Source organism: Sulfuriferula nivalis, from assembly GCF_009937995.1.
Taxonomy (GTDB): Bacteria; Pseudomonadota; Gammaproteobacteria; order Burkholderiales; family Sulfuriferulaceae; genus Sulfuriferula; species Sulfuriferula nivalis.
The window spans coordinates 1287432-1310990 of the sequence record NZ_AP021881.1 but is presented as its reverse complement, the minus strand read 5'-3'; the positions used below and the strand labels follow the sequence as shown (position 1 = coordinate 1310990).

At 47.1% G+C, this 23559-nt stretch carries 21 protein-coding genes; 17 read left to right on the top strand and 4 right to left on the bottom strand.

From position 1 onward, the window contains the following. Positions 1–239 precede the first annotated feature (239 nt). Together kdpD and kdpE are read left to right on the top strand one after the other, a co-directional pair. Complete coding sequence (kdpD, locus tag SFSGTM_RS06755; RefSeq protein WP_162084506.1) at positions 240–2951, top strand: two-component system sensor histidine kinase KdpD; 2712 nt, start codon at positions 240–242, stop codon at positions 2949–2951. Beyond that, a complete protein-coding gene (kdpE, locus tag SFSGTM_RS06750) occupies positions 2948–3643 on the top strand; it encodes a two-component system response regulator KdpE (RefSeq protein ID WP_162084505.1) in 696 nt (231 codons plus the stop codon). The genes kdpD and kdpE overlap by 4 nt, the downstream gene beginning before the upstream one ends. A gap of 456 nt (positions 3644–4099) precedes the next feature. On the opposite strand, the gene SFSGTM_RS06745 is transcribed toward kdpE, so the two are convergent. Continuing rightward, positions 4100–4633: a hypothetical protein gene (locus tag SFSGTM_RS06745; RefSeq protein WP_162084504.1), complete on the bottom strand. Its 534-nt coding sequence runs from the start codon at positions 4631–4633 to the stop codon at positions 4100–4102. Between the two features lie 149 nt (positions 4634–4782). On the opposite strand from SFSGTM_RS06745, the gene SFSGTM_RS06740 reads away from it, so the two are divergent. The 4 genes from SFSGTM_RS06740 (at position 4783) to tnpC (SFSGTM_RS06725) (ending at position 7984) form a co-directional block, all read left to right on the top strand. Further along, positions 4783–5286 carry a helix-turn-helix domain-containing protein gene (locus SFSGTM_RS06740; RefSeq protein WP_162084503.1) on the top strand — a complete coding sequence of 168 codons (504 nt, stop codon included), beginning with the start codon at positions 4783–4785 and terminating at the stop codon, positions 5284–5286. Positions 5287–5613: 327 nt separating this feature from the next. After that, positions 5614–5919 carry an IS66 family insertion sequence element accessory protein TnpA gene (gene tnpA, locus SFSGTM_RS06735; protein ID WP_162083703.1) on the top strand — a complete coding sequence of 102 codons (306 nt, stop codon included), beginning with the start codon at positions 5614–5616 and terminating at the stop codon, positions 5917–5919. Further along, positions 5916–6275, top strand: coding sequence for an IS66 family insertion sequence element accessory protein TnpB (gene tnpB / locus SFSGTM_RS06730; protein ID WP_162083704.1), 360 nt, complete (start codon positions 5916–5918; stop codon positions 6273–6275). Before tnpA (SFSGTM_RS06735) ends, tnpB (SFSGTM_RS06730) begins: the two co-directional genes overlap by 4 nt. Before the next feature lie 80 nt (positions 6276–6355). Then, positions 6356–7984: an IS66 family transposase gene (gene tnpC / locus SFSGTM_RS06725; protein ID WP_162084465.1), complete on the top strand. Its 1629-nt coding sequence runs from the start codon at positions 6356–6358 to the stop codon at positions 7982–7984. A 136-nt stretch (positions 7985–8120) separates the two neighbouring features. On the opposite strand, the gene SFSGTM_RS06720 is transcribed toward tnpC (SFSGTM_RS06725), so the two are convergent. Beyond that, the gene (locus SFSGTM_RS06720; protein WP_162084502.1) at positions 8121–9191 is read right to left on the bottom strand and encodes a hypothetical protein; all 1071 of its coding nucleotides are present in this window, start codon (positions 9189–9191) and stop codon (positions 8121–8123) included. Between the two features lie 585 nt (positions 9192–9776). Here SFSGTM_RS06720 and SFSGTM_RS17180 point away from each other — a divergent pair. Together SFSGTM_RS17180 and SFSGTM_RS06710 are read left to right on the top strand one after the other, a co-directional pair. Continuing rightward, a complete protein-coding gene (locus tag SFSGTM_RS17180) occupies positions 9777–10055 on the top strand; it encodes an alpha/beta hydrolase (protein ID WP_162086230.1) in 279 nt (92 codons plus the stop codon). A 212-nt stretch (positions 10056–10267) separates the two neighbouring features. Further along, positions 10268–11734: an alkaline phosphatase family protein gene (locus tag SFSGTM_RS06710; protein WP_162084501.1), complete on the top strand. Its 1467-nt coding sequence runs from the start codon at positions 10268–10270 to the stop codon at positions 11732–11734. A 433-nt stretch (positions 11735–12167) separates the two neighbouring features. Here the strand turns inward: SFSGTM_RS06710 and SFSGTM_RS06705 are convergent, their stop codons facing one another. Then, complete coding sequence (locus SFSGTM_RS06705) at positions 12168–14336, bottom strand: NHL domain-containing protein (protein WP_162084500.1); 2169 nt, start codon at positions 14334–14336, stop codon at positions 12168–12170. Between the two features lie 240 nt (positions 14337–14576). After that, positions 14577–15122 carry a hypothetical protein gene (locus SFSGTM_RS06700; RefSeq protein ID WP_162084499.1) on the bottom strand — a complete coding sequence of 182 codons (546 nt, stop codon included), beginning with the start codon at positions 15120–15122 and terminating at the stop codon, positions 14577–14579. Positions 15123–15486: 364 nt separating this feature from the next. On the opposite strand from SFSGTM_RS06700, the gene SFSGTM_RS06695 reads away from it, so the two are divergent. The 9 genes from SFSGTM_RS06695 (at position 15487) to SFSGTM_RS06655 (ending at position 23383) form a co-directional block, all read left to right on the top strand. Further along, entirely contained in the window at positions 15487–16785 is a 1299-nt protein-coding gene (locus tag SFSGTM_RS06695; RefSeq protein WP_162084498.1) for a recombinase family protein, read from the top strand. Then, positions 16763–17068: an IS66 family insertion sequence element accessory protein TnpA gene (tnpA, locus tag SFSGTM_RS06690; RefSeq protein WP_162083703.1), complete on the top strand. Its 306-nt coding sequence runs from the start codon at positions 16763–16765 to the stop codon at positions 17066–17068. Before SFSGTM_RS06695 ends, tnpA (SFSGTM_RS06690) begins: the two co-directional genes overlap by 23 nt. Further along, positions 17065–17424: an IS66 family insertion sequence element accessory protein TnpB gene (gene tnpB, locus SFSGTM_RS06685; RefSeq protein ID WP_162083704.1), complete on the top strand. Its 360-nt coding sequence runs from the start codon at positions 17065–17067 to the stop codon at positions 17422–17424. Before tnpA (SFSGTM_RS06690) ends, tnpB (SFSGTM_RS06685) begins: the two co-directional genes overlap by 4 nt. Positions 17425–17504: 80 nt before the next feature. Further along, the gene (gene tnpC / locus SFSGTM_RS06680) at positions 17505–19133 is read left to right on the top strand and encodes an IS66 family transposase (RefSeq protein WP_162084465.1); all 1629 of its coding nucleotides are present in this window, start codon (positions 17505–17507) and stop codon (positions 19131–19133) included. Positions 19134–19215: 82 nt separating this feature from the next. Next, positions 19216–19620, top strand: a complete 405-nt coding sequence (locus SFSGTM_RS06675) for a hypothetical protein (RefSeq protein ID WP_162084497.1) — start codon at positions 19216–19218, stop codon at positions 19618–19620. Between the two features lie 80 nt (positions 19621–19700). After that, positions 19701–20495 (top strand): hypothetical protein, encoded by a 795-nt coding sequence (locus tag SFSGTM_RS06670; protein ID WP_162084496.1) that lies wholly within the window; start codon positions 19701–19703, stop codon positions 20493–20495. A gap of 599 nt (positions 20496–21094) precedes the next feature. Continuing rightward, on the top strand, positions 21095–21436 hold the full coding sequence (locus SFSGTM_RS06665; RefSeq protein ID WP_162084495.1) for a helix-turn-helix domain-containing protein: 342 nt from the start codon (positions 21095–21097) through the stop codon (positions 21434–21436). Then, positions 21436–22734, top strand: coding sequence for a type II toxin-antitoxin system HipA family toxin (locus SFSGTM_RS06660; protein ID WP_162084494.1), 1299 nt, complete (start codon positions 21436–21438; stop codon positions 22732–22734). The genes SFSGTM_RS06665 and SFSGTM_RS06660 overlap by 1 nt, the downstream gene beginning before the upstream one ends. Positions 22735–23191: 457 nt before the next feature. Then, complete coding sequence (locus SFSGTM_RS06655; protein ID WP_162084493.1) at positions 23192–23383, top strand: hypothetical protein; 192 nt, start codon at positions 23192–23194, stop codon at positions 23381–23383. Positions 23384–23559: the final 176 nt, after the last annotated feature.

Below are 23559 nucleotides of genomic sequence, written 5' to 3'. Positions count from 1 at the left end.
AGCGGAAATATGAATGAGTCAGTTAATAGGGAAATGCAGCATGGTTTTTGCCATGTTCACCGTTGTCCTATTTGCAGACAATTGCATGAGGTAAATGATGCACGACACAACGTGGCATATGGCAGACAATTGACTTGTAGCTGTGAGTGCGAATCAAGAAAAAGGAAAGCGTGGAAATGTTATGAGCATTAAATTACTGGTGTTTCACAAGGATAATATGATGTCATATATTGATCAACATGAATGACCAGCGCCCCAATCCTGACGAATTGCTCGAGCGCGTGCAGCGTGACGAGGAAAAGGCGCGCCGAGGTAAACTCAAGGTTTTTTTCGGTGCTTCTGCTGGCGTGGGCAAAACCTTTGCCATGCTCTCTGCTGCGCGACAATTGCGCAATCAGGGTCTCGACGTCCTGGTAGGTCTAGTCGAAACCCATGGCAGAGCCGAAACTATGGCCTTGCTTGAAGGCTCGGTAATATTGCCGCTTAAGGAAATCGAATATCGCGGCAAAATATTGCATGAGTTTGATCTTGATGCGGCACTGCAACGCCATCCGACGCTTATTCTGGTCGATGAACTGGCTCATACGAATGTACAAGGATCCCGCCATCCAAAGCGCTGGCAAGATTTGGAGGAGTTGCTTGCGGCTGGTATTGATGTTTACACTACGCTGAATGTGCAGCATCTGGAAAGTCTCAACGATATTATTGGGGCGATCACAGGTATTCGTGTCTGGGAGACAGTGCCTGATAAGGTGTTCGATCAGGCCGATGAAGTGGTCTTGGTTGATATCACCCCTGATGAATTGTTGCAGCGATTGCATGACGGTAAAGTCTATATACCTCAACAGGCTCAAGAAGCTATACGCAATTTTTTCCGCAAGGGAAATTTGATTGCACTGCGCGAGCTTTCGCTACGTCGTACAGCTGACCGCGTCGATGACCAGATGCGGACATACCGCCAGGAACGATCAATTGATAAGGTTTGGCAGACTAAGGAGAATCTACTGGTTTGCGTGGGGCCGCAGTCTGGCGCTGAAAAAGTTGTCCGCCGTGCCAGCCGCCTGGCATCAGAACTTGATGTCGAATGGCATGCAGTATATGTGGAAACACCAGATCTGCAACGCTTGCCGAGTGCTGAACGTGACCGCATTCTGCACACCTTGAGACTCGCGCATGAACTGGGCGCACAAACTGCCACGCTGTCTGGGCAGGATGAAGCCGAAACCGTGGTGGAATATGCTTATAGCCGAAATCTAACAAAATTAGTTATTGGACGGGATTACAAAGGTTGGAGGCCTTGGCGACGTTCTTTTGCCGAGCGTATCGGGCGCTTGTCTGCGGATCTGGATATTATCCAAGTAGTGCGCGACACATCGGATATTCGTGGTAAACAGTACAGTGCTCGGATGGTCAAGCATGAAGAACGCGTTAAACGAACTTGGCAACCCTATGCCTGGTCTATCGTGGCTTGTGCTGTCGCAACCCTAGTTGGTACAGTTATGCGACCCTATTTCGAGTTAGCTAACATCGTCATGGTGTTCCTGCTTGCTGTAGTGCTAGTTGGGGTCAAATACGATAGAGGTCCATCTGTAATGGCGGCTTTTCTCAGCGTCATCATGTTCGATTTTTTTCTGGTTCCGCCGCGCTTTTCTTTTGCTGTCAGCGACGCTCAGTATCTAGTCACCTTCGCTATCATGTTTGCAGTTGCATTGGTCATCGGTCATCTGACTACCAATTTGCGCTATCAAGCGCAGATTGCCTCCCAGCGTGAAACTCGCTTACGTGCGCTTTATGAAATGGCACGAGATTTGTCTGGAGTGCTACTACCAGAGCAGATCATAGACCTCAGCCATAAATTTATCGAGGCTACTTTTGGCGTTCAAATTGCCATATTGTTGGCAGACGATCATGACAAATTGCAGCCCGCAATGCGTAATACCAATCCAGCGCCTACTGTAGATGCAAGTATCGCCCAATGGTCGTTCGACCATAATGAACCAGCTGGTTTTGGTACCGATACATTGCCAGGCAGCGCTATTCTGTATCTGCCATTACGTGCACCGATGCGTATGCGTGGGATACTGGCTATTGAATCTGCCAACCCACGCTGGTTACTGATCCCAGAACAACGCCGCCAGATGGATGGCTTTGCTGCATTAATCGCTACTGCACTGGAGCGTGTGCATTACATAGACGTAGCGCAGGATGCGGTTGTCAGAATTGAATCCGAACGGTTACGTAACTCAGTACTTTCTGCGCTTTCCCACGACTTACGCACGCCATTGACTGCGCTCGTCGGGCTAGCCGATACACTTATCCGGACCCCTCCCACATTGAGTGAGGCACAACTTAATCTAGCCAACGCATTACAGGATCAAGCGTTTCGCATGAATGCGCTGGTCAACAACCTGCTGGATATGGCACGTTTGCAGTCTGGTAACATCAAACTCAATATGCAATGGCAGCCACTTGAAGAAGTTGTAGGCAGTGCACAAAAAGCACGGGAACATCAACTCGCAGATCATCGAGTTCATGCTGCCCTGCCAGCAGACTTCCCCTTGTTGGAATTCGATGCGGTGTTGATAGAGCGCGTATTATGCAATTTGCTTGAAAATGCGGCAAAGTACACCCCGCCAGACAGTGATATCCACATTGCCGCTGCGGTCCGTGATGGTGAAGCTCAAATTTCGGTAACTGATAACGGACCAGGGCTACCACATGGTGGCGAAGAAACTATATTCGAGAAATTTACACGCGGTGAGAAAGAATCAACAAAGCCAGGTGTCGGGCTGGGACTGGCTATTTGCCGAGCTATCGTTGAAGCGCATAAGGGACGTATCTGGGCGGAGAATGTGCCAACTGGAGGAGCCCGATTTGTGTTTACACTGCCGCTTGGTACACCACCATCGCTTCCCACATTGCTTGAAAACATGGAGTCAAATGTCGAATGATTACTAATGCCCCTATCGTCCTCATCGTCGAAGACGAAAAACAGATCAGGCGTTTCGTCCGAGTTGCACTCGAAGAAGAAGGGTTTCAAGTATACGAAGCTGGAACGGTACATCAAGGACTCGTTGAAGCGGGGACACGCCAACCAGACATCGTGATTCTCGACCTTGGGTTGCCAGATGAAGACGGTATCGTGTTTATCCGTGACCTGCGCAGTTGGTCTAAATTACCCATAATCATATTGTCGGCAAGGTCTGATGAGGCTAACAAAATTGCTGCGCTTGATGCAGGTGCGGATGACTATCTGACCAAACCTTTCGGAGTCGGTGAGTTACTGGCAAGGGTGCGGGTTGCATTGCGTCGACGTGACAGAACGCAAGGAGATGATATTTCAGTAGTCGAGTTTTGCGGAATAACAGTTGATATGGCGAACCGAACCGTCAAGCGCGATCAGCAGCCTATACACCTTACACCAATTGAATACCGTTTGCTTATGCTGCTCGTACGGAATGCTGGAAGAGTAATGACTCATCGTCAGATGTTATTAGAGGTATGGGGGCCCTCTCATGTCGAGCATGCCCACTACCTTCGCATCTACATGAGCCAACTACGGCAGAAATTGGAAAAAAATCCAGCTCAGCCATGCTGCTTACTTACAGAAGCTGGGGTTGGATTTAGACTGGTCATTGACTAAAATCAAAGAAGTGCCGCTTTCCTACAGTTTTATGAACCACAGTGTGGAAATTGTGCTGACTAAAGCCTAACTAATGAATATTGGTTTTCTGTGGTTGACCATATATTCACTAGCAAAGAGTATCGATCATTGGTGCTGGATGTCCGGTAATACCCCAACCAATAATTACATCTAGAAGTAGCATTTTCTTAATTTGGCTTTAAAAACTGTTGACATGAAGTCTACGTGATTTAGTGACTACTAAGTTATGTAGATATTGAAGATAGCCGAGTCAGACATGCCACTACGCACCTTATGCTGAGAGTAAGTCAATATTTCCACTGTCAATGCTGTATTTGGCTGGCAACATTCCTATGCTAGGCTCCCATAGTCTTTACTTGAAATTAATTTTGGCTGAATGGAAACAAAACGCCGTCAGTATAAACTGACGGCGTTTTGTTTGGATATGGTTAAGTGTTAAGCCGTCTTATCCAGATGCGAGATATGCTCCTTAAGGAGAAGACCAGCTTCCTTGACTTGCTCTGTGAAATATTTTTCATATTCGCTGTTCCGCAAAATGCGCTCTAATAAATCTGTGAGAGCGACCTGTTGAGATATGCTGAGTACTACAAGTTTGTCAGCTAGTATGATTTGGGGTGACGACTCTTCTAGTGACTCGCAACCACCATGTGATTCTACAAGCATTGTAGCAAGATCAATTGCATCTCTGTACTTCCAGAATGGTGTGGGATTGGCATTCAGCAACATAAGTAGTTCGGCCTCATCTAACATACCAGCCATACTCTCGAGTGTAGTTTTGATCATGATGCCATATCGCTCAATTACCTGCTTTGCAACGGAATTGGGATTAACGTTTCGACTGACTCGGGTTTGTATAACGCTAGACCAATAATCTTGGTTATTAAAGTAAATGTCATCTTGGTCTGCTTTGTAATTGCTTTCGCAGGAAGCAGTGATTTGATAGGTTGTTTTGCTGATGGTTGTAACCATTTTTTGAATCTCCTGTAGTAGTTTTGTTTCAAGGGGGTTATTTACCGCCACTTAACATGCTCTGGCAGTGTATATAATGATACTCTATGTTTATGCAATTGTCAACACTGCTGGTTGCATAAAATAGACATATAGAATAGAATCGACATATGAATGAATTGACAACAACACCATCAAACCCATCCCTCATTGAAGTGCTTGAAGAAGCCGCGAAAAGAAAAGGACTTAATAAGCAGCAGCTTGCCCTAGCTTTAGGGGTGACATACAGTTATTATGCGCAGCTCAAAAGCGGCTTGAGAGATACCAAGCAAATCAGCGATTCATTCGCAGAACAGTGTGCCAGATTTTTGGGAGTGCCGAGGATCAAAGTTTTATTAAGTGCGGGTAAGATAACAGCATCTGATTTTTATGAAGTTGCTAGTGAAGACGAATTCAGACTAAATGTTTGGAAAGCGTTGGATTTTATTAAAGCCGATACCGACTGGGGGCCTTATTTTCCTTATCAGCTACTTAATGCTGAGGCTGATCCCGTGATTCAGCAGTTTGTTGTGTTGCTTTATGAGAAAGCAACAGGAAAAGTGCTACTGGGGGAGAGATTCTCGACTCAAGACTTAACTGTTAAATTGCATCTAAAACTGACCCACTTAGAGTAATAAATTGCATTTAAATTTAACCCACGTATAAGTACTGTTCTGCCCATTACATGAGCGGAGTAAACAGGAGTGATTAGCGTGTGCGTTTAATGCTCCAAACCCACCACCCAAAATGCTTGAAAAGCGCCACCTGTAATGCTCGCAAACCTGCCACCGAAAATGGTGTAAAAGCGACACCTGCTGTTTGAAATTTTTAATGGCGGTTTCTGGTTGCATAGCAGACTTTGAGCCTGATGCGGGGAGACTGTGTAAGCGTCCAGCCCATCCACCTGTCATTGCCCGCCAAACTCATGCAATCTAGCTGCTTTTTTATGAAAGGCACGCTAGATGGCTACTCGACACACGCCTGATTTTTGGCAAACGCACCTTACCGCTTGGCAACAAACCAAACTGACCGTCACAGCTTATTGCACCCAGCACGGCTTATGTGCCAAGACCTTTTATCGCTGGCGCAGCCAGCTGACAACAGCGCCCAATCTCACGCGCCAGCCACCGCTAACCCTCATCCCCGTCAGTGTTCAACCTGCGCCTGTCACGGGCACGCTCCAGCTCCACAGCCCCACTGGCTGGCGGGTAGAGCTTCCCATTGCTAGCACGCCCTGGCTAATTGACTTGTTGCGGCAACTGCCATGATATCTGCCCATCCCATCAGCCCCATCGCCACCCAGGTCTGGCTAGTCATCGAACCCGTGGACATGCGCATCGGCATAGATGGCCTTTCCCAGCGCATCCAGCACCGCCTGGGTCGCAGTCCCTGCGACGGCGCCGCCTACGCCTTCCGTAATCGTCGCCAAACGCGGGTCAAGCTCCTGGTCTGGGATGGCACAGGGGTCTGGTTGTGCCAACGCCGACTGCATCGTGGTCACTTCACCTGGCCAGACATCGCTGCCATCACCCATCCTTTAACCCCCACACAGTGGGACTGGCTGATCACAGGTATCGACTGGCAAAGACTCAGTGCCCCAGCCCCTGCCCACTGGCAGGTGTAGCCACTCATGATTCAGTAAAAACATGCCTGAAACCCGCATTATTGCTGGTTTCAGGCGGGGTGAAATGGTATAATTCAAGCATGGATTCAGCCCAACAACTTGCCCAATTTATCCCCGATCCCGCCTTGGCGGCGTATGTGGATAAGCTGTTGGCGCAGGTTAAACAGGATGCTGAACTCATTCAACAAAACACAGTATTACTCCAGCAAAACACCGCACAAATCCTCACGCTGACTAAGCAAATCCAGCACGCCGAACTCAAGAACCAGGCTTTGGTACTGGAACTTGCCTATTACCGCCGCATCCGCTTCGCCAACAAGAGCGAGCAGCTCTCGCCTGAGCAGCGTGCGTTGTTTGATGAGTGCTGGGCAGCCGACATCACGGCCATTGAAGCCCAAATCGGGCAGCCAGATACACCTAATACCGAAGATGCGACAACCGCTATCCCCAAGCCTGCGCGTCCACGCGCAGGTCGTCAGCCACTGCCTGACCATCTGCCCCGCATCATTCATCGCCATGAGCCTGCATCTTGCCAGTGCGGTGCGTGTGGTGGTGCGTTAATCAAAATCGGTGAAGACATCAGCGAACAACTGGATGTCGAACCTGCCCAGTTCACCGTGCATCAACACATCCGTCCACAGTATGCTTGTCGCCACTGCGAAACCGTTGCTGCCGCCCCCATTCCAGCTGCCGTCATCGACGGCGGCGTGGCGACATCAGGTTTGCTGGCGTGGGTGATGATCAGTAAATTCGTTGATCATTTACCGCTCTACCGTATAGAACACATTGCCCAGCGCAGCCAGGTGACCCTGGCGCGTTCCACCTTGGCGGAGTGGGTCGGACGTGTGGGGGTAGCGTTGCAACCGTTGGTCGACAGGCTCACTGAATTACTGCTGGCACGCAGTGTATTGCATGCGGATGAAACGCCAGTGCCACAATTAGACCCCGGGGCGGGCAAAACCAAGAAAGCTTATCTGTGGGCTTACCGCACGGGTGATTTGGCATCCCCTTCATCCGCACCGCCTATCGTGGTGTTTGACTATCAGCCAGGGCGACAGGGATTGCATGCGCGGCACTTTCTGGCAGGTTGGCAAGGACACTTGATGGTTGACGATTACGCTGGTTATAAAGCGTTATTTACCCAAGGCATCACTGAGCTGGCATGCTTCGCACATGCACGTCGGAAGTTCTTTGATTTGCATGCGGCCAACCAAAGTCCAATTGCAGCGGCTGCGCTGCAGCGTATCGCGGCACTCTATGCCATTGAGCAGGCTGCGGACAAGCTGGATGCGGCAGGTCGTTTGCAGTTGCGCCAGACTCAGGCAAAACCGTTATTGGGCGAACTGCATGACTGGTTAATCCAGACTCGCGTCAAAGTGGCCGATGGCAGCGGCACAGCCCGCGCGTTGGATTACAGCATCAAGCGTTGGCCAGCACTGATACGCTATGCGGACAGCGGCATCTTGCCTATTGATAACAACCCAGTCGAAAATGCGATACGACCCATTGCCATCGGCAAAAAGAATTGGCTGTTCGCAGGCTCAGAACGTGCAGGCAAACGCGCTGCAGCGATTCAGAGTTTGTTGGCTACCGCCAAGCTCAATGGCTTGGAACCCTATGCATGGCTCAAAGATACGTTGGAAAAATTACCGGTCTGGCCTAATAGCCAGATTGATGAATTGCTGCCGTTTAAAAATGAACTACCATAAGTAGTGAAGGGATTGGAGTGGCTGGGCTGGACGCTTACGAGACTGTCGCATACCGAGACATTGCTGCCCTTGGCGAACGTCCGTAATAGGGAAGCCAATTAAGTGAAACAAATTTCTCCTATACAACCCAAACCAATCAATGAGCTTTAGGATTTTTATGTCTCATAAGGGGAGTTTTTGAAGATACTGAATCGGGTGAATTATTCACAATAACTTTATCAACAATTTTGCTTGCAACATCGAGACAGAATCCTGCAACCGGTTTAAGGTGATCACCAGAAAGTTTGTAGACTGCAAGCACATCTGCGGAACCATAGTGGGTGCCAAATCCTGCCGTACCTATCTTGCCAAGAAATATGTGTCCATCTAAAACAATAGGAACAAGCTGCGTGTCCCATCCTACAAACGTGCGATCGCTGTAGATGCTAGGTACGTGTTTTTTACCGAGAGTCGGTATTTCAAAATCTTGCTTAATCCCTTGTTTCTCGGCTATCCGCACCATATTCATGAAAGTGTCTCGTTTAGTGCCTCTCAAATCCAGATCGCTTGGATTGCTAGGCTGGTCTACGCCATTTTCATTGGCGTGTCGAAGATCGGAGAGATTTGGAGCAATACTTGCCAAGGCATCACAATAGTTCCCATCGCAGAATTGATCCATCACAGTATAGCGACGCTTCGCCAAGATAGTAATTGAACAAGTTCGAGCCCATCCCGTATTTGTCTTTAATGTGAGGTGGATAACTGTCTTGTCAATAGAGTTGCTACCCCAGATCGTTTCTTCAAGCAATGCCGGAACTTCGTTCAGGCTTGCAAGGCGGACGACATATCCTTGGCAAAGTTCGCCCTCTCCTCCAGCAAATTCTTGTGGCATTGCGATTTTCTCCCGTCCACTGCTGGTTGCATGATAAAGAGTTGGAATTTGGCAGTGCAGGTTCCCGTTGACAACGCTCTCCAATGACCATCCGTTGCCCACGTCTTTGTCCAAGCGCAAATGACTGTCATTCTTCAATGCGATATCAGTCGAAATCAATTGATGACCAGGTAAGGATTCACCTGAATGGAGCTGATCGGAGAGTAAGTCACAGGGGAAACTACCTGACGGAAACACTTCATCTGCGCCTTGAGCATTGCTAATAAGCAGGACCAACCATCCAAAAATAACACAGGCGACTTGCTTCATTTTTATCTTTTTGGCGATTAAATTCATTAATGACTGTCTACTATGCGGAAAATTTCTAAATGGTCGCTCTGAGTCAGGTTGTCAGTCACAACCGTCTGCTTTCATGCTGTATATTTTACACCTCGACCTGCCGCTGAAGGCACGTAAGCGACATTAAAAACTTCAGATTCCAGAGCCATTCTACGACTGCTTTCGACATATTACCAGACACACCCATGCTCCATTGCCAATCAGCTTTTACTGCTGGCTAGGTGAGTCATTTCAAGTGGCTGCTTTGGAAAATAATGAGTGGCAGGTTTGAGAGCATTACAGGTGGCGGTTTTCACCAGAATACGCACGTGGCGATATTAAACAGTAGCAGACCTTTCAAGCCATATCAGATAATAGCCCCATTCAAAGGGGGCTATTAATAAGAAACCTCCCCATAAAGGGGAGGTCACAATTAATCAAATATATATTCACTCATCCAAATTTCTTACAGCAAGTGCAGCATATTCATTTAGATCCTGATAAGCCACAGGCTGCCCCAGCAAATTTCTATGTGTCAGTTTTTGATAGAGATCAATAATGAATCACTGAAGCTCCTGATCAGCCACAAAAGCCGAAACAGGCATACTGGCACCAAGCTCGCCATCCGATTTAATAAATCGTAGTACTGGTTCGATTTTCGATGAGCCTCAACAACCAGCATTCATAATTTCGGCAGAGTTTGATCCATTTTCAGATGATGGCCGTAACTATGCTGACAGGCTGATGAACAGCGGTGTTCCGGTGAAATTCCGCCTGTACACTGGCACGATTCACGGATTCGCCTGGATGTCCGGTATTCTGGATCAGTCGAAAGCGCTGCTTGATGAAATTGGTCGTGAAGTTAAATTAGCACTTGGGTGATGATTACGACGAAGATGCCAAGAAGGATAAGGCATTGGCTGCGGCAGACGTTAAGATTTACCGCTGGCAAGTGAAAACATTCCAAGCATTGAAGAAATACAGGCCTTTTTTATACCTCATCCGACTTCCGTCAGCAAAAGCAATGGTTTAGTTGTTTAATATGATATCGCGGCTTAATGGCATAAGCCATTTTTAATCATAAAGGAATAAACATGGGAAATTTATCTAGCAAAATTGAACACATCGTTGTTCTTATGCTTGAGAATCGCTCGTTTGACAGCATGCTTGGGAAACTTTACCCCTCAAATAATACATTCGATGGGCTGAATGGAGACGAATCAAATCCACTTCAGGATCAGCCTGATATCCCTGTGTGGAGTAGCCTTGCAACTGATTCTGAATCTATGTCTATCCCAACCCCCGATCCAGGGGAGCTTTGGGTGGACATAAATATGCAATTGTTTGGCCTTAATGGCAAGCCCGGAAACCAGCCTCCATCCATGAATGGGTTTGTTAACAACTATGTCAGGCAAAACGCCGAGCCTGCGGCAAATTACAAACCCAAACCTATCATGCATCATTACACACAGGCTCAAGTTCCAGTTATAAGCCAGTTAGCAAAACAATTTGCCGTATGTGACCAGTGGTTCGCTTCCGCACCTTGCCAAACATGGCCGAATCGATTTTTTCTGCATACAGGGACGGCTAACGGATATGAAAACAATTCACCTAGCCATTTCCCATACTTAATGAACACGATTTTCAATAGGCTGAATGAAGCCAATAAACATTGGGGAATTTATTTCCACGATTTTCCACAGACGCTTACCTTGAGTAATTTGTGGCCCCACCTTGAAAACTTTCATTCTTTTGATGACTTCAAGGAGGATGCTAAAAACGGGAGGCTTCCTGCGTATTCGTTCATCGAACCCCGCTACTTTCCTGATGTGAAGCTGCCAAATGACCAGCACCCACCTCACAACGTCGGGATGGGAGAGGAGCTGATTGCCGACGTTTACAATGCCGTTAGAAACTCACCAACTTGGCATAAAACCTTACTCATCATTACATATGACGAACATGGGGGTTGCTATGATCATGTGCCACCACCTACGGCTGTCCCTCCTGACAATACCAATGCACAACCATTTGGGTTTGATCGCTATGGAGTGCGTGTGCCCGCAGTACTGGTTTCGCCCTATATTAAGCAAGGTACAATATTGCGGGCCGCTCCGAATGACAACCTCCCCCACAATGGGCCACCTTATCCATTTGACCACACCTCCATCATCGCAACCGTGCGAAATTGTTTTAATCTTGGTGGTTCGCTTACTAATCGAGATGCAGTCGCACCCGACTTAGAAAGCGTTCTGAATCTGGATAGCCCCAGTAATGACGGGCCAGCAACTGTAACCCCTTTGCCGTATACCATATCTGACAGCGAGCTTCAGGCTGCACTCAATGCTCCGCTTAACGGATTCCAGAAAGCTTTGCATGAGGCGGCCACTCATCTTCCTCCATTAGCTCTTGCTGAAAACACGGAGAATGTATGTGCGTGCATTGAGGATCATATTGAAAATCTAGTGAATGGCACCATGGCTGAGGTGCCGAATCATAAAACACCTGCCGAAGCACTTCCTTTTATTAAGGATAAACTAGCTGCATTTCTCGGGAAATAAATCATTAAATTGTTAGATTGGTGAGTTTTCATCGATGGAAAAAATTCAAATGACAGGTTCCGCTGACTGAATGAACTCTCACCGTTAAGTGGTGGCTGTGATTTGTGGGTCGTAAGTAACGATTGGCAGACGTTTGCTTCAGAGCGTGATAATTTTCCTAAGGGAACACAACTGAACAACCCGACAGCGGACATTGGTGAACTCACACAACTGCACTGAGCTGTCGGTCTAATAATTGCATCGACCGGTTGAATCCGCGGGCCTAAGCGGACATCCGACTAACCTTGATCAGATGTCTGCAACCGAGACTTTGTAGCCCTTGGCAAACGACCGCTTCGGGTAAGTAATTTGGCAAGTCTAATTTCTCAAGACAACCCGTAAGCGACGGTCAACTTGTTCCAAAGCTGCCGGTCATTTTCTGTTTTAATTATGCTTATTTTATGTTCTGGGCTAGGTCAAGTACTAGACTTACCTTACCTATAGGACTGACCTTGAACAGCCCGTTTATTCCAAATCCATAAACATTTCCTTCTTTGTCTATTGCCATGGATCTTGGCATGCTGAAATACCCAGTATCAGAACTCTCCCTGACATAACAATCTAATTTAAAATCAACAAGAGCATTTACTTTACCTGCGGGGTCTATTTTACGAATTGTTCCAACGCTGCTAACAAAAATATTGTCTTTTTGGTCGATAGCCAAACTCGCTGCAGAGCAGTGCTTTGCTACCCAGTCTGAGCCTTTACTATCATGTGCGCGCGGATCTGAGTTTGCTATAGTGGTCACGTCACCGTTTTTGCCTATTTTGCGAATAGCACCCTCATCTAAAACGTAGATATTATTTTGTTGATCAACGGTTATAGAACGAATTAAATTGAACCTAGCATTTACCCCATTCCCATCCTTAATTGATTGTTCTCTATTAACAAGGCCTGCAATAGTCGTAACAACACCATCAGGTGTGACTTTTCTGACACCGCTTTGATCACCGACGTATAAATTATCGTCGCGGCCTAGCGTTATTTTTACTTGATAGCCCCAGAAACTGGCATCCTTGCCTTTGCCATCTTTAACGTCCTGGTTTTTGGATACTCCAGCAAGTGTGGTAACACTTCCGTCCAAATCAACCTTGCGTATCATGTTATGGTCATAGAAATAAACTATGCCATTTTTATCTACCGCAATCCCATAAGGATTAAACAGATGTGCCTCACTTCTTTTACCGTCATTACAACCATATTCGCCACTTTGCCCCGCAACTTTAACTACCTCGCCATTAACTTTAATTTCACGAATCGTATGGTAGGCCTGATCTGTAAAAAACAAATTCCCATTGCTGTCAAAAGTCATATCTGCGACAGAACCAACTTTCGCCACGCCTTTTGGTCCATCAATTTCTTGAAGTTTGTCGCTAAAAAGTCCAGTCTGACCGCAGCCTTCACCAGCACTATCTTTTGCTAAACGCGTGGTCTGAATTCCAGGAATCAAATCACCGATGGTCCATGCCTTGGCCAAATCTTTTGCTTGAAGAAGCTGATCCGCTGTTAGTTGTTTTGCAACTCGTTCCTTGGCGTCCTTTTGATTTTGAATTAAACTTGATAGCGATTGCTTCAGTAGTTTCTGCATATCCAGTGGTAAGGCGTTACCAAGAAGTGCGGGGATAAGTAATTGCTTTGTTGCATAAAGAGCCACGACATCGTACCAAGCACACGCTATCACAAGATTTTTTGGCACTCCCTCGCCGCGCTCATACATATTGCCCATCATCATCTGAGCATCAGAATCATTTGCCTTTGCGGCTTCCCCATACCATGTAATTGCTTGGGCATAATCCTGCGGAACTCCAATGCCATGATAATACATGTTTCCAAGCGCCTTCATCGCCGGAGTACCATTAAATTTCTTTGCGGCCTTTCGATACCAATTGGCAGCTTGCACATAATTTTGTGCAATTCCACGACCATTATAGTAACTGTCGCCTAATTGTTTAGCCGCCTCGTACTTGCTCACAGTATTATTTTCGGCAGCTATTCGCCAGAAATGCACTGCCTTTACATCATCTTTAGGTACTCCCGTGCCAGTTGAATAGCGCTCTGCTAACATTGATGCTGAATCAGGGCTACCTTCGTCAGCTATTTTTTGCCACCAGTAAATAGTTTGCGCATCATCTTTGGGAATACCTGAATAGTTACCAGTGTACATATTGGCAAGATTAAACTGGGCGGGGACATATCCATGTTCGGCTGCCATTCGATACCAAGTGATTGCCTGAGCATAGTTCCGCTTTACTCGATCACCAGCATTAAAAGCATTGCCTAATTGCAACTGTGCTTCCGGATTTCCATTCTCGGCAGCTTTTGTCCACCAGATTAACGCCTGTTCGTTATCAACCTTAACGACTTCACCTATGGCGTACATATCGCCCAGCCTAAGCTGTGCAATGGTATTGCCTTGTTCAGCCAATGGCTTCAGTTCGCGAAGTGCTGTTTCAAAATCGTGGTTTTTATATGCTGCCAGTCCTTCATCAAGTCCAGCAAAACATGTTGACGCTGAAAAAAATACAATTAACAAGAAAAAGCTATTACAAGTGATTCGTTTCATTCCGCTCCCTATGGCGATGAAATTGGGTGGTGAACATTCGAATTGGAAGGCAACCGCGACTGTCGCAAATTAGCACGCAGCGGTCATATTAGCATAACAGCATGAAAGACGACTTAGGCCGGGTAGCAGGCCCTTCAGCATTGAGACAAAAGCCATATCAGATAACAGCCACCATTCAAAGGTGGCTATTAATAAGAAACCTCCCCATAAAGGGGAGGTCACAATTAATCAAATATATGGTTACTCATTTAAATTTAATACAGCAAGTGCAGCATATTCGTTTAGTTCCTGATAAGCCACGGGCTGCCCAAGCAAGTTTCTATGTGTCAGTTTTTGATAGAGATCGATAATGAATAACTGAATATCTTGATCCGCCACAAAAATCGAAACAGGCATACTGGCACCGAGCTCGCCATCTGATTTAATAAATCGTAACGCTGGTTCGATTTTCGACTCGATACTACTAACAGCATAAAAGTCACTGATCTTGATGCGCCCAGCTGCCAAAAGCACTGCTAGTCTAGGCACTTCCAAAAACACCGCTGCACGTGACAGAAAGTGTTCCGAAACATTAATAATCTCGCGATATCCGGAACGCAATTGTGACAAATAACTGTACGTCACTCCAAGCTCAGCTGCCAGTTGTTGCAACTGCATCTGCTTGTGTATTGCGGCATCAAGCAGCATGACTAATAACGCTGATCCAGGCCGCTCAAGTTCACTTCTATCCAAACCAGCCACCAAGCCAATTCTGCTACTTTCCGTAACGCCATTTTCCTTACTCATTTCACATTCCTCACAGTTATTAATAAAAAGCATTTAAGAGCTAAATCATTCAACTCTTATTACGTATAGCTACCGAATCCGTAGATTTGTCATTTATTTTGATTTTTATTATCTAACTTAGATCAGCACGATTTCTTACATTAATTGGGTTCAGCGCTAGTTCAGTGCATGTATCAATGCATTAAAAAATAATCGTCAGATTCGGCAAGTTGTTGCTATACGTTAATGCCAAGCAATTAGGCACAGGACATATTTTAGAAAGTGAGGACAGCATGGCTTATTCAAGCGAAATGGAAAGCTTGATCGATCTGCTAGTTGATATAGCTATCGCAGATATTAATAATCAAAATTCGGGAGCAGACACATGCAACGAGCAGCAATATACGCAAGATACTCAGATGAAGAGCAGCGAGCTACTTCAATCGATGATCAAATCAGAAGAACAAGGGAACACGCAATAGCACTGGGTTATGAAGTGGTCGATGAATTGATTTTCAGTGACGCGGCCGTTTCAGGGCAGTCTTACGCACTGTCAAAACGCGTAGGTTACGCAAGATTAATGAAAGCCTGGGATAACAAGGAGTTTGACGCATTAGTCGTTGATGAAGTCTCCCGTCTCGCTAGGGGGCCAATGGAACTGGCAAAACTGGAAGACCGCATTGAACATTCCGGAGTAAGGCTCGTTACTACAAACGGTGTCGATTCCAACATTCCGAATTGGCAATTTCAATATGCCGTTTTGGGTGCTGCTGCAGCACAGTTTGTACGTGACACTCGACATCGTGTCATTCGTGGCATGATCGGCCAGTTGGAGCGCGGCTATATGATTGCAAGCCCACCTTTTGGGTATAAGTGCATACGTGAGGGTGGTGAACACAGTGGCGGTACCCGCTGGGAAATATTCGAGGAAGAAGCAATTTGGGTCAGAAAAATATTCGATTGGCGTCAGAATGGGATGGCATTAGGCGGAATAGCACAACAAATGAATCAGGCGGGAATACATTGTCCACGCAAACCACGAAAAGAGGCAATAGCCTATTGGCGTCCAGGTACAGTAAGACAGATGTTACACAATCACATATATAAAGGTGAATTTGTATGGAATGGTAGCGCTCGTATTAAAGCTAAAAATAAACGAGAAAACAAACCCTTAAATGCTGAAATTGTATATGAACGACCCCATTTGCGGCTTGTCAGTGATGAAATCTGGACTGTTTGTAACAAAAGCCGGTTCAGTCGATCTGGTCGCTCAAGCAGCAAGCATTTATTTTCGGGTTTAGTGACATGCGGTGTTTGCAGCGCGACGTTAAGCGTGGCAACAAGTGGTTCAGCTCCTGCATTGATATGTGCACAATGCGGTCAAGCAGGAAGAGTTGGTGTCCCGAATCGTAAGGGCTCGTATGTGTCAACTGCAGGTACGAAAGAGGTACTGCTATACGTACTGAAGCAGCAATTTACGCAAGCGCATATCGATGCATTTCGTGACAGATTGCGCAAACGACTTGAGGGTCATAATGAAAATGAATTAGGTGAAATTAAGATGAGCATTGCGAGATTAAGTGTAAGCGTCCAGCCCATCCACCTGTCATTGCCCGCCAAACTCATGCAATCTAGCTGCTTTTTTATGAAAGGCACGCTAGATGGCTACTCGACACACGCCTGATTTTTGGCAAACGCACCTTACCGCTTGGCAACAAACCAAACTGACCGTCACAGCTTATTGCACCCAGCACGGCTTATGTGCCAAGACCTTTTATCGCTGGCGCAGCCAGCTGACAACAGCGCCCAATCTCACGCGCCAGCCACCGCTAACCCTCATCCCCGTCAGTGTTCAACCTGCGCCTGTCACGGGCACGCTCCAGCTCCACAGCCCCACTGGCTGGCGGGTAGAGCTTCCCATTGCTAGCACGCCCTGGCTAATTGACTTGTTGCGGCAACTGCCATGATATCTGCCCATCCCATCAGCCCCATCGCCACCCAGGTCTGGCTAGTCATCGAACCCGTGGACATGCGCATCGGCATAGATGGCCTTTCCCAGCGCATCCAGCACCGCCTGGGTCGCAGTCCCTGCGACGGCGCCGCCTACGCCTTCCGTAATCGTCGCCAAACGCGGGTCAAGCTCCTGGTCTGGGATGGCACAGGGGTCTGGTTGTGCCAACGCCGACTGCATCGTGGTCACTTCACCTGGCCAGACATCGCTGCCATCACCCATCCTTTAACCCCCACACAGTGGGACTGGCTGATCACAGGTATCGACTGGCAAAGACTCAGTGCCCCAGCCCCTGCCCACTGGCAGGTGTAGCCACTCATGATTCAGTAAAAACATGCCTGAAACCCGCATTATTGCTGGTTTCAGGCGGGGTGAAATGGTATAATTCAAGCATGGATTCAGCCCAACAACTTGCCCAATTTATCCCCGATCCCGCCTTGGCGGCGTATGTGGATAAGCTGTTGGCGCAGGTTAAACAGGATGCTGAACTCATTCAACAAAACACAGTATTACTCCAGCAAAACACCGCACAAATCCTCACGCTGACTAAGCAAATCCAGCACGCCGAACTCAAGAACCAGGCTTTGGTACTGGAACTTGCCTATTACCGCCGCATCCGCTTCGCCAACAAGAGCGAGCAGCTCTCGCCTGAGCAGCGTGCGTTGTTTGATGAGTGCTGGGCAGCCGACATCACGGCCATTGAAGCCCAAATCGGGCAGCCAGATACACCTAATACCGAAGATGCGACAACCGCTATCCCCAAGCCTGCGCGTCCACGCGCAGGTCGTCAGCCACTGCCTGACCATCTGCCCCGCATCATTCATCGCCATGAGCCTGCATCTTGCCAGTGCGGTGCGTGTGGTGGTGCGTTAATCAAAATCGGTGAAGACATCAGCGAACAACTGGATGTCGAACCTGCCCAGTTCACCGTGCATCAACACATCCGTCCACAGTATGCTTGTCGCCACTGCGAAACCGTTGCTGCCGCCCCCATTCCAGCTGCCGTCATCGACGGCGGCGTGGCGACATCAGGTTTGCTGGCGTGGGTGATGATCAGTAAATTCGTTGATCATTTACCGCTCTACCGTATAGAACACATTGCCCAGCGCAGCCAGGTGACCCTGGCGCGTTCCACCTTGGCGGAGTGGGTCGGACGTGTGGGGGTAGCGTTGCAACCGTTGGTCGACAGGCTCACTGAATTACTGCTGGCACGCAGTGTATTGCATGCGGATGAAACGCCAGTGCCACAATTAGACCCCGGGGCGGGCAAAACCAAGAAAGCTTATCTGTGGGCTTACCGCACGGGTGATTTGGCATCCCCTTCATCCGCACCGCCTATCGTGGTGTTTGACTATCAGCCAGGGCGACAGGGATTGCATGCGCGGCACTTTCTGGCAGGTTGGCAAGGACACTTGATGGTTGACGATTACGCTGGTTATAAAGCGTTATTTACCCAAGGCATCACTGAGCTGGCATGCTTCGCACATGCACGTCGGAAGTTCTTTGATTTGCATGCGGCCAACCAAAGTCCAATTGCAGCGGCTGCGCTGCAGCGTATCGCGGCACTCTATGCCATTGAGCAGGCTGCGGACAAGCTGGATGCGGCAGGTCGTTTGCAGTTGCGCCAGACTCAGGCAAAACCGTTATTGGGCGAACTGCATGACTGGTTAATCCAGACTCGCGTCAAAGTGGCCGATGGCAGCGGCACAGCCCGCGCGTTGGATTACAGCATCAAGCGTTGGCCAGCACTGATACGCTATGCGGACAGCGGCATCTTGCCTATTGATAACAACCCAGTCGAAAATGCGATACGACCCATTGCCATCGGCAAAAAGAATTGGCTGTTCGCAGGCTCAGAACGTGCAGGCAAACGCGCTGCAGCGATTCAGAGTTTGTTGGCTACCGCCAAGCTCAATGGCTTGGAACCCTATGCATGGCTCAAAGATACGTTGGAAAAATTACCGGTCTGGCCTAATAGCCAGATTGATGAATTGCTGCCGTTTAAAAATGAACTACCATAAGTAGTGAAGGGATTGGAGTGGCTGGGCTGGACGCTTACGATTAAGTCGCGCAACTGAGCGCTTATTACAGCTAATACGCGATGTGCCGGATGACGATCAGTTAGAGCAGCAATATCGCGCAACTTTAGACGAGCGGCGTCAGGCAGAAAAGGAACTAAAGCGCGTTGAGGCAGGCATTATGGCACTGGACAAACAGGCTATTGAACAACAGATCAATGTGAACTTTGAAGATATATTGCTTCAGCTATTTGACAGTGATGTTTCAACGGAAAGAACGCGTGCTGTGTTAACAAGAGTCTTTACAGCGATTCGCTTTATGGGAAAACCTGAACCATACACTAGCGTATTTAATATAGAAATCGTGCCCGGTGTCATTGCAGCAGAGCTCACCAGTACACAAGAACTTGATAAAGTTAAAACTGTATTCAATATTAAATTGAGCACAACGCATTCAAGACCGACACGTTGGGTTATAGAGGAAATTTGAACATTATTCTGAAGAGGTGGGGCAACGAAAGTTGCCCCACTTTTTTATGTTACGCGACCTGATCAGATGCTGCTATTGTCATGCGAATTGAAGAATACCCACTGAATGGAGCGATTCTTATTATTGAATGTTATGGGAACACAACATTCAATAATAGTAACGGCAAATATAAGCAGCCACTAAAAAATGGACGATGCTTATACAGAGTTGTTTATAGCCTCCCTCGCCTCCTCGCCTCGCCTCCTCAGGTACGCCCCACCCTTAAATTGAAAATAAATGCGCAAATCCAGGCAGCTGTAGCTATACATGTTATGAAGACAAAAATGCTTCATACCTTTAAAACAACAACAATACTAATAAGGAGTTTTACCATGTTATCTAATCAACTTTCTGCTATGCCAGCAGCTTACCGTACTCATGAAGCTCGTCGCTTTGCTCGTTTGCTTCGTAATTTACGCAAGACTCGTGTCACCCATGATGTTTTACCGTTACTTGAACTATGCTTTTCTTCAACACTATCTACTGACGTGATTGCTTATCACGTTGTTGCTCAAGACTTTTCATTTACTGAAGCTTCTTCTCATGTTGAGTATGTTGTAGAGCATCTCGCGGGTTCCAGCGGTGGCCGCCGCTGGGGGATTTGGCGCAATGTGTATGTTCGTGGTTATGCTACTGTGTTTGGTTTGCGCGTTAAAGTGTTTGAGCAGCTTCTTGACGATGCTGATTTTCGTTGCACTGCTACTGATGTTTCTTATGCTCATCGTCTTCTTGCACATGCGCAGCAGTTAGCTGACGCTATGCAAGTTAAATCAGACTTAGCTGATGAACGCGGTGCTCTTGTTTCATATATTGCGCTTACTACTTATTACAAGTAAGTCACCCAAGACTTGAAAAACATGTGGATGAGCGTCCACTTTAGAAAAATTTGGCATCCTTTATCATTTAAAAAAACGTTCGCTGATGCTAGAAAGCATCCCATGAGCAATTTGCTCATGGGCGATCAAGGATTGTTTCAATGACTGCATTTTTCGATATGCAACGGCGAGACGTTCCTGTGTATCTTTGTCGGGGACTACTAATTTTTGCTCAGCAAGAATACCAAGATGTGACCAGAAATCAACCGGTGTTAAGTTGCATTCCGAATTGAGCCACTTTGATTGAGTGTTTGCCTTAAATATTGACCCACCTCAAGAAACGCAAACCGTCATGCTGCATGACCAGTTATCAAATTTGTTGGGTCAGACTAAAATACAAAAGATGGGTCAATTTGTGGTGCAATCTAACATGGCGAGTTTCACCAGAATACGCACACACGCCTGGAGATACAACAACAGATTGCATGCGACTCATAAAAATGACCTTATTTCATTTAAAGCGTTATTTATGCATCATATTGGTTGACAATCACTATTCACACAATTTAAGATGAAGCTTAAATAGCTCTTTAATCCACTTAAAGCATCATTTATAAATCATGCGTGTAACTCAATCAGCCACCCTGTCACCTCCATTAACCAAGCAAGCTGCCCAAATTGGCGAGGCTTTGCAACATCTACGCCATGCACGTCAGGTTAAACAATCAGATGCCGCCTTGCGTGCAGGCATTTCGCGCGCTACCGCACAACGTTTAGAACGCGGAGATCCTGGCGTCTCATTAGGAGGCATCTTGCGTTATCTCGACGCTATTGCCCCAGGCTTAACCTTACTCAAATTGCTCACAGGAGAGGATCCCTCTCTGGCTGCTATGGAACATCGATTACGTACTCAGCGTGTGCATGGACTCACAGCTGCCGAACTAAAGGAATTAGACTTTTAATGGCCATTTCCACAACCAATCTTTATGCTTTCGCGCATATTAACGGTGAATTTTCACCTGCTGGGAAACTGAACCTCACTGAACAGGATCAGCAAACAGTAGCCTCAACGTTTGCCTATGGGCAGCGCTACATCGAGCGCCCCAATGCAATCGAGATAGATCCCATTGGCCTAGCGTTACAACCAAAAGAAAGTGTAAAGGGTAAGTTACTTACGCCTCCCAACGGGTTATCGTTTTTTGGGGGTATTCGCGATGCAGCCCCTGATGCCTGGGGTCGTCGACTGATTGAGGCTCGACTTCGAGTACCCGCAAATAGCCTGCCAGAATCTACTTACCTTTTGGAGGCCGGCAGCAACCGCGTTGGTGCTTTAGATGTCCGTACTTCACTTGATGCACCCGCTCAGCACACACAAGAACCTCCTCCATCACTGCAATACCTATTGGAGGCTGCCGAAAGAGTTGAAGCTGGGCTGCCAATCCCAGACAGATTATCAGACATATTCATTGCCGGCACCGGCTTGGGTGGGATGCGCCCTAAAGTTAGTGTTCGCGATAATGAGCATCTTCTCTGGCTCGCCAAGTTTCCCAGTCTGAGCGACAACCTGATTGATATCCCACTGATCGAACATGCCACCCTCCGACTCGCTGCACTTGCCGGTTTAAACGTGCCAGAAACACAAGTGATTGAGGTGCTGGACAAGAATGTGATGTTGATACGCCGCTTTGATCGGTCTTGGACGATGACAAACAAGCCAATGGAGCTCAGGCACCACATGGTCAGTGCGTTAACTCTGCTTGCGTGCGAGGAACTGGATTCGCCAAATAAGAGTTATATGGACATTGTCAGCGCCATGCGCCGCTACTGCGGGACAAACTTCCTTAAGGTAGATATAGCTGAACTATACGGCCGCATGGTATTCAATATTCTGGTAAGCAATGACGATGACCATCTGCGAAACCATGCATTCCTGTGGGACACCACCTCAGGCGGATGGAAACTTAGCCCCCTATACGATGTGATGCCTCGAGCCACTTTGGCAAGCGAGCGGTTCTTACATCTGGGTGTTGGACTGAATGGTAGGTTCGCCGATTTAGACAACGCTTATTCGGCTAAAGAACGATTCGGGTTGCTGGGCCCTAATGCATGCGAAATCATAGATCGGGTTTGGAGAGTGGTGCGGCAATGGAAGCTTCACTTTGAGAGTTTCGGCGTATCGGCAGAACAGATAGCACGTATTTCTCCAGCATTTCGGCATATCGATGACGTGTCCAGTCCAGAGTTGCGCAAACAACTTTAACAAATATTGGCATCGCGGACTCTTCTACAAAGGATACGCGGGTAAATTTCCTTGCGCTTCTCTTGCTTTAATAAACACTAGTAACAACCCATTTAGTCAACATACACATGAAGTTATTGACCTGATCATCAATAATTCCGCATGGTATACATTCCAACCGGAATCCATTGTTGAATGGTTCATCAGTGCTAATGGTGAAAGAGTACTCAATACAACTGACGCAATTACAACAAATGACTTACTAATTGCTGAATTAATGATATTTTCTTGAGGTTTTGGTACCTAAATCTGTAGACCTGCATTCGAAATTAACTACTTTGTTAAATGCCATACCGAAGCGAGCCACTTTTAAGTGGGCTTTAACAAAGATAATATAAATCAATATTTAAGTTCCGACTTTTGTTGTCGCTAACCTTAATATGGGTATTTCCCATTTAATTACAGCATGGAGATTAAAATGTCTATCAACGGAATCTCAAGTACTACACATCATAATATCGCCCCAACTCAACTACAAACGCAGAAAGCGCCAGTTCGGCAAGATAGCGACGGTGATAATGACAAAAGCAAAGTGGGTGAAGTAGAAAAAGCTAGCAGCCAATCTAGCGGCTCATCCACTATAGGGAATAAAATCAACACCAGTGCTTAATGCTAATACATTAGTGCAACAAGTGACTCTTCGTTGCTTGTTGGCTAAGTCTTGATTATTGGGTACGATCAGAACATTGACACAAATCTCTTATGTTTTCGGACACTAGACTTAATAAACTATGTATAAATAGCTGTCCATATTGAACAACTATCCGCAATCCGGACCCAACCGCT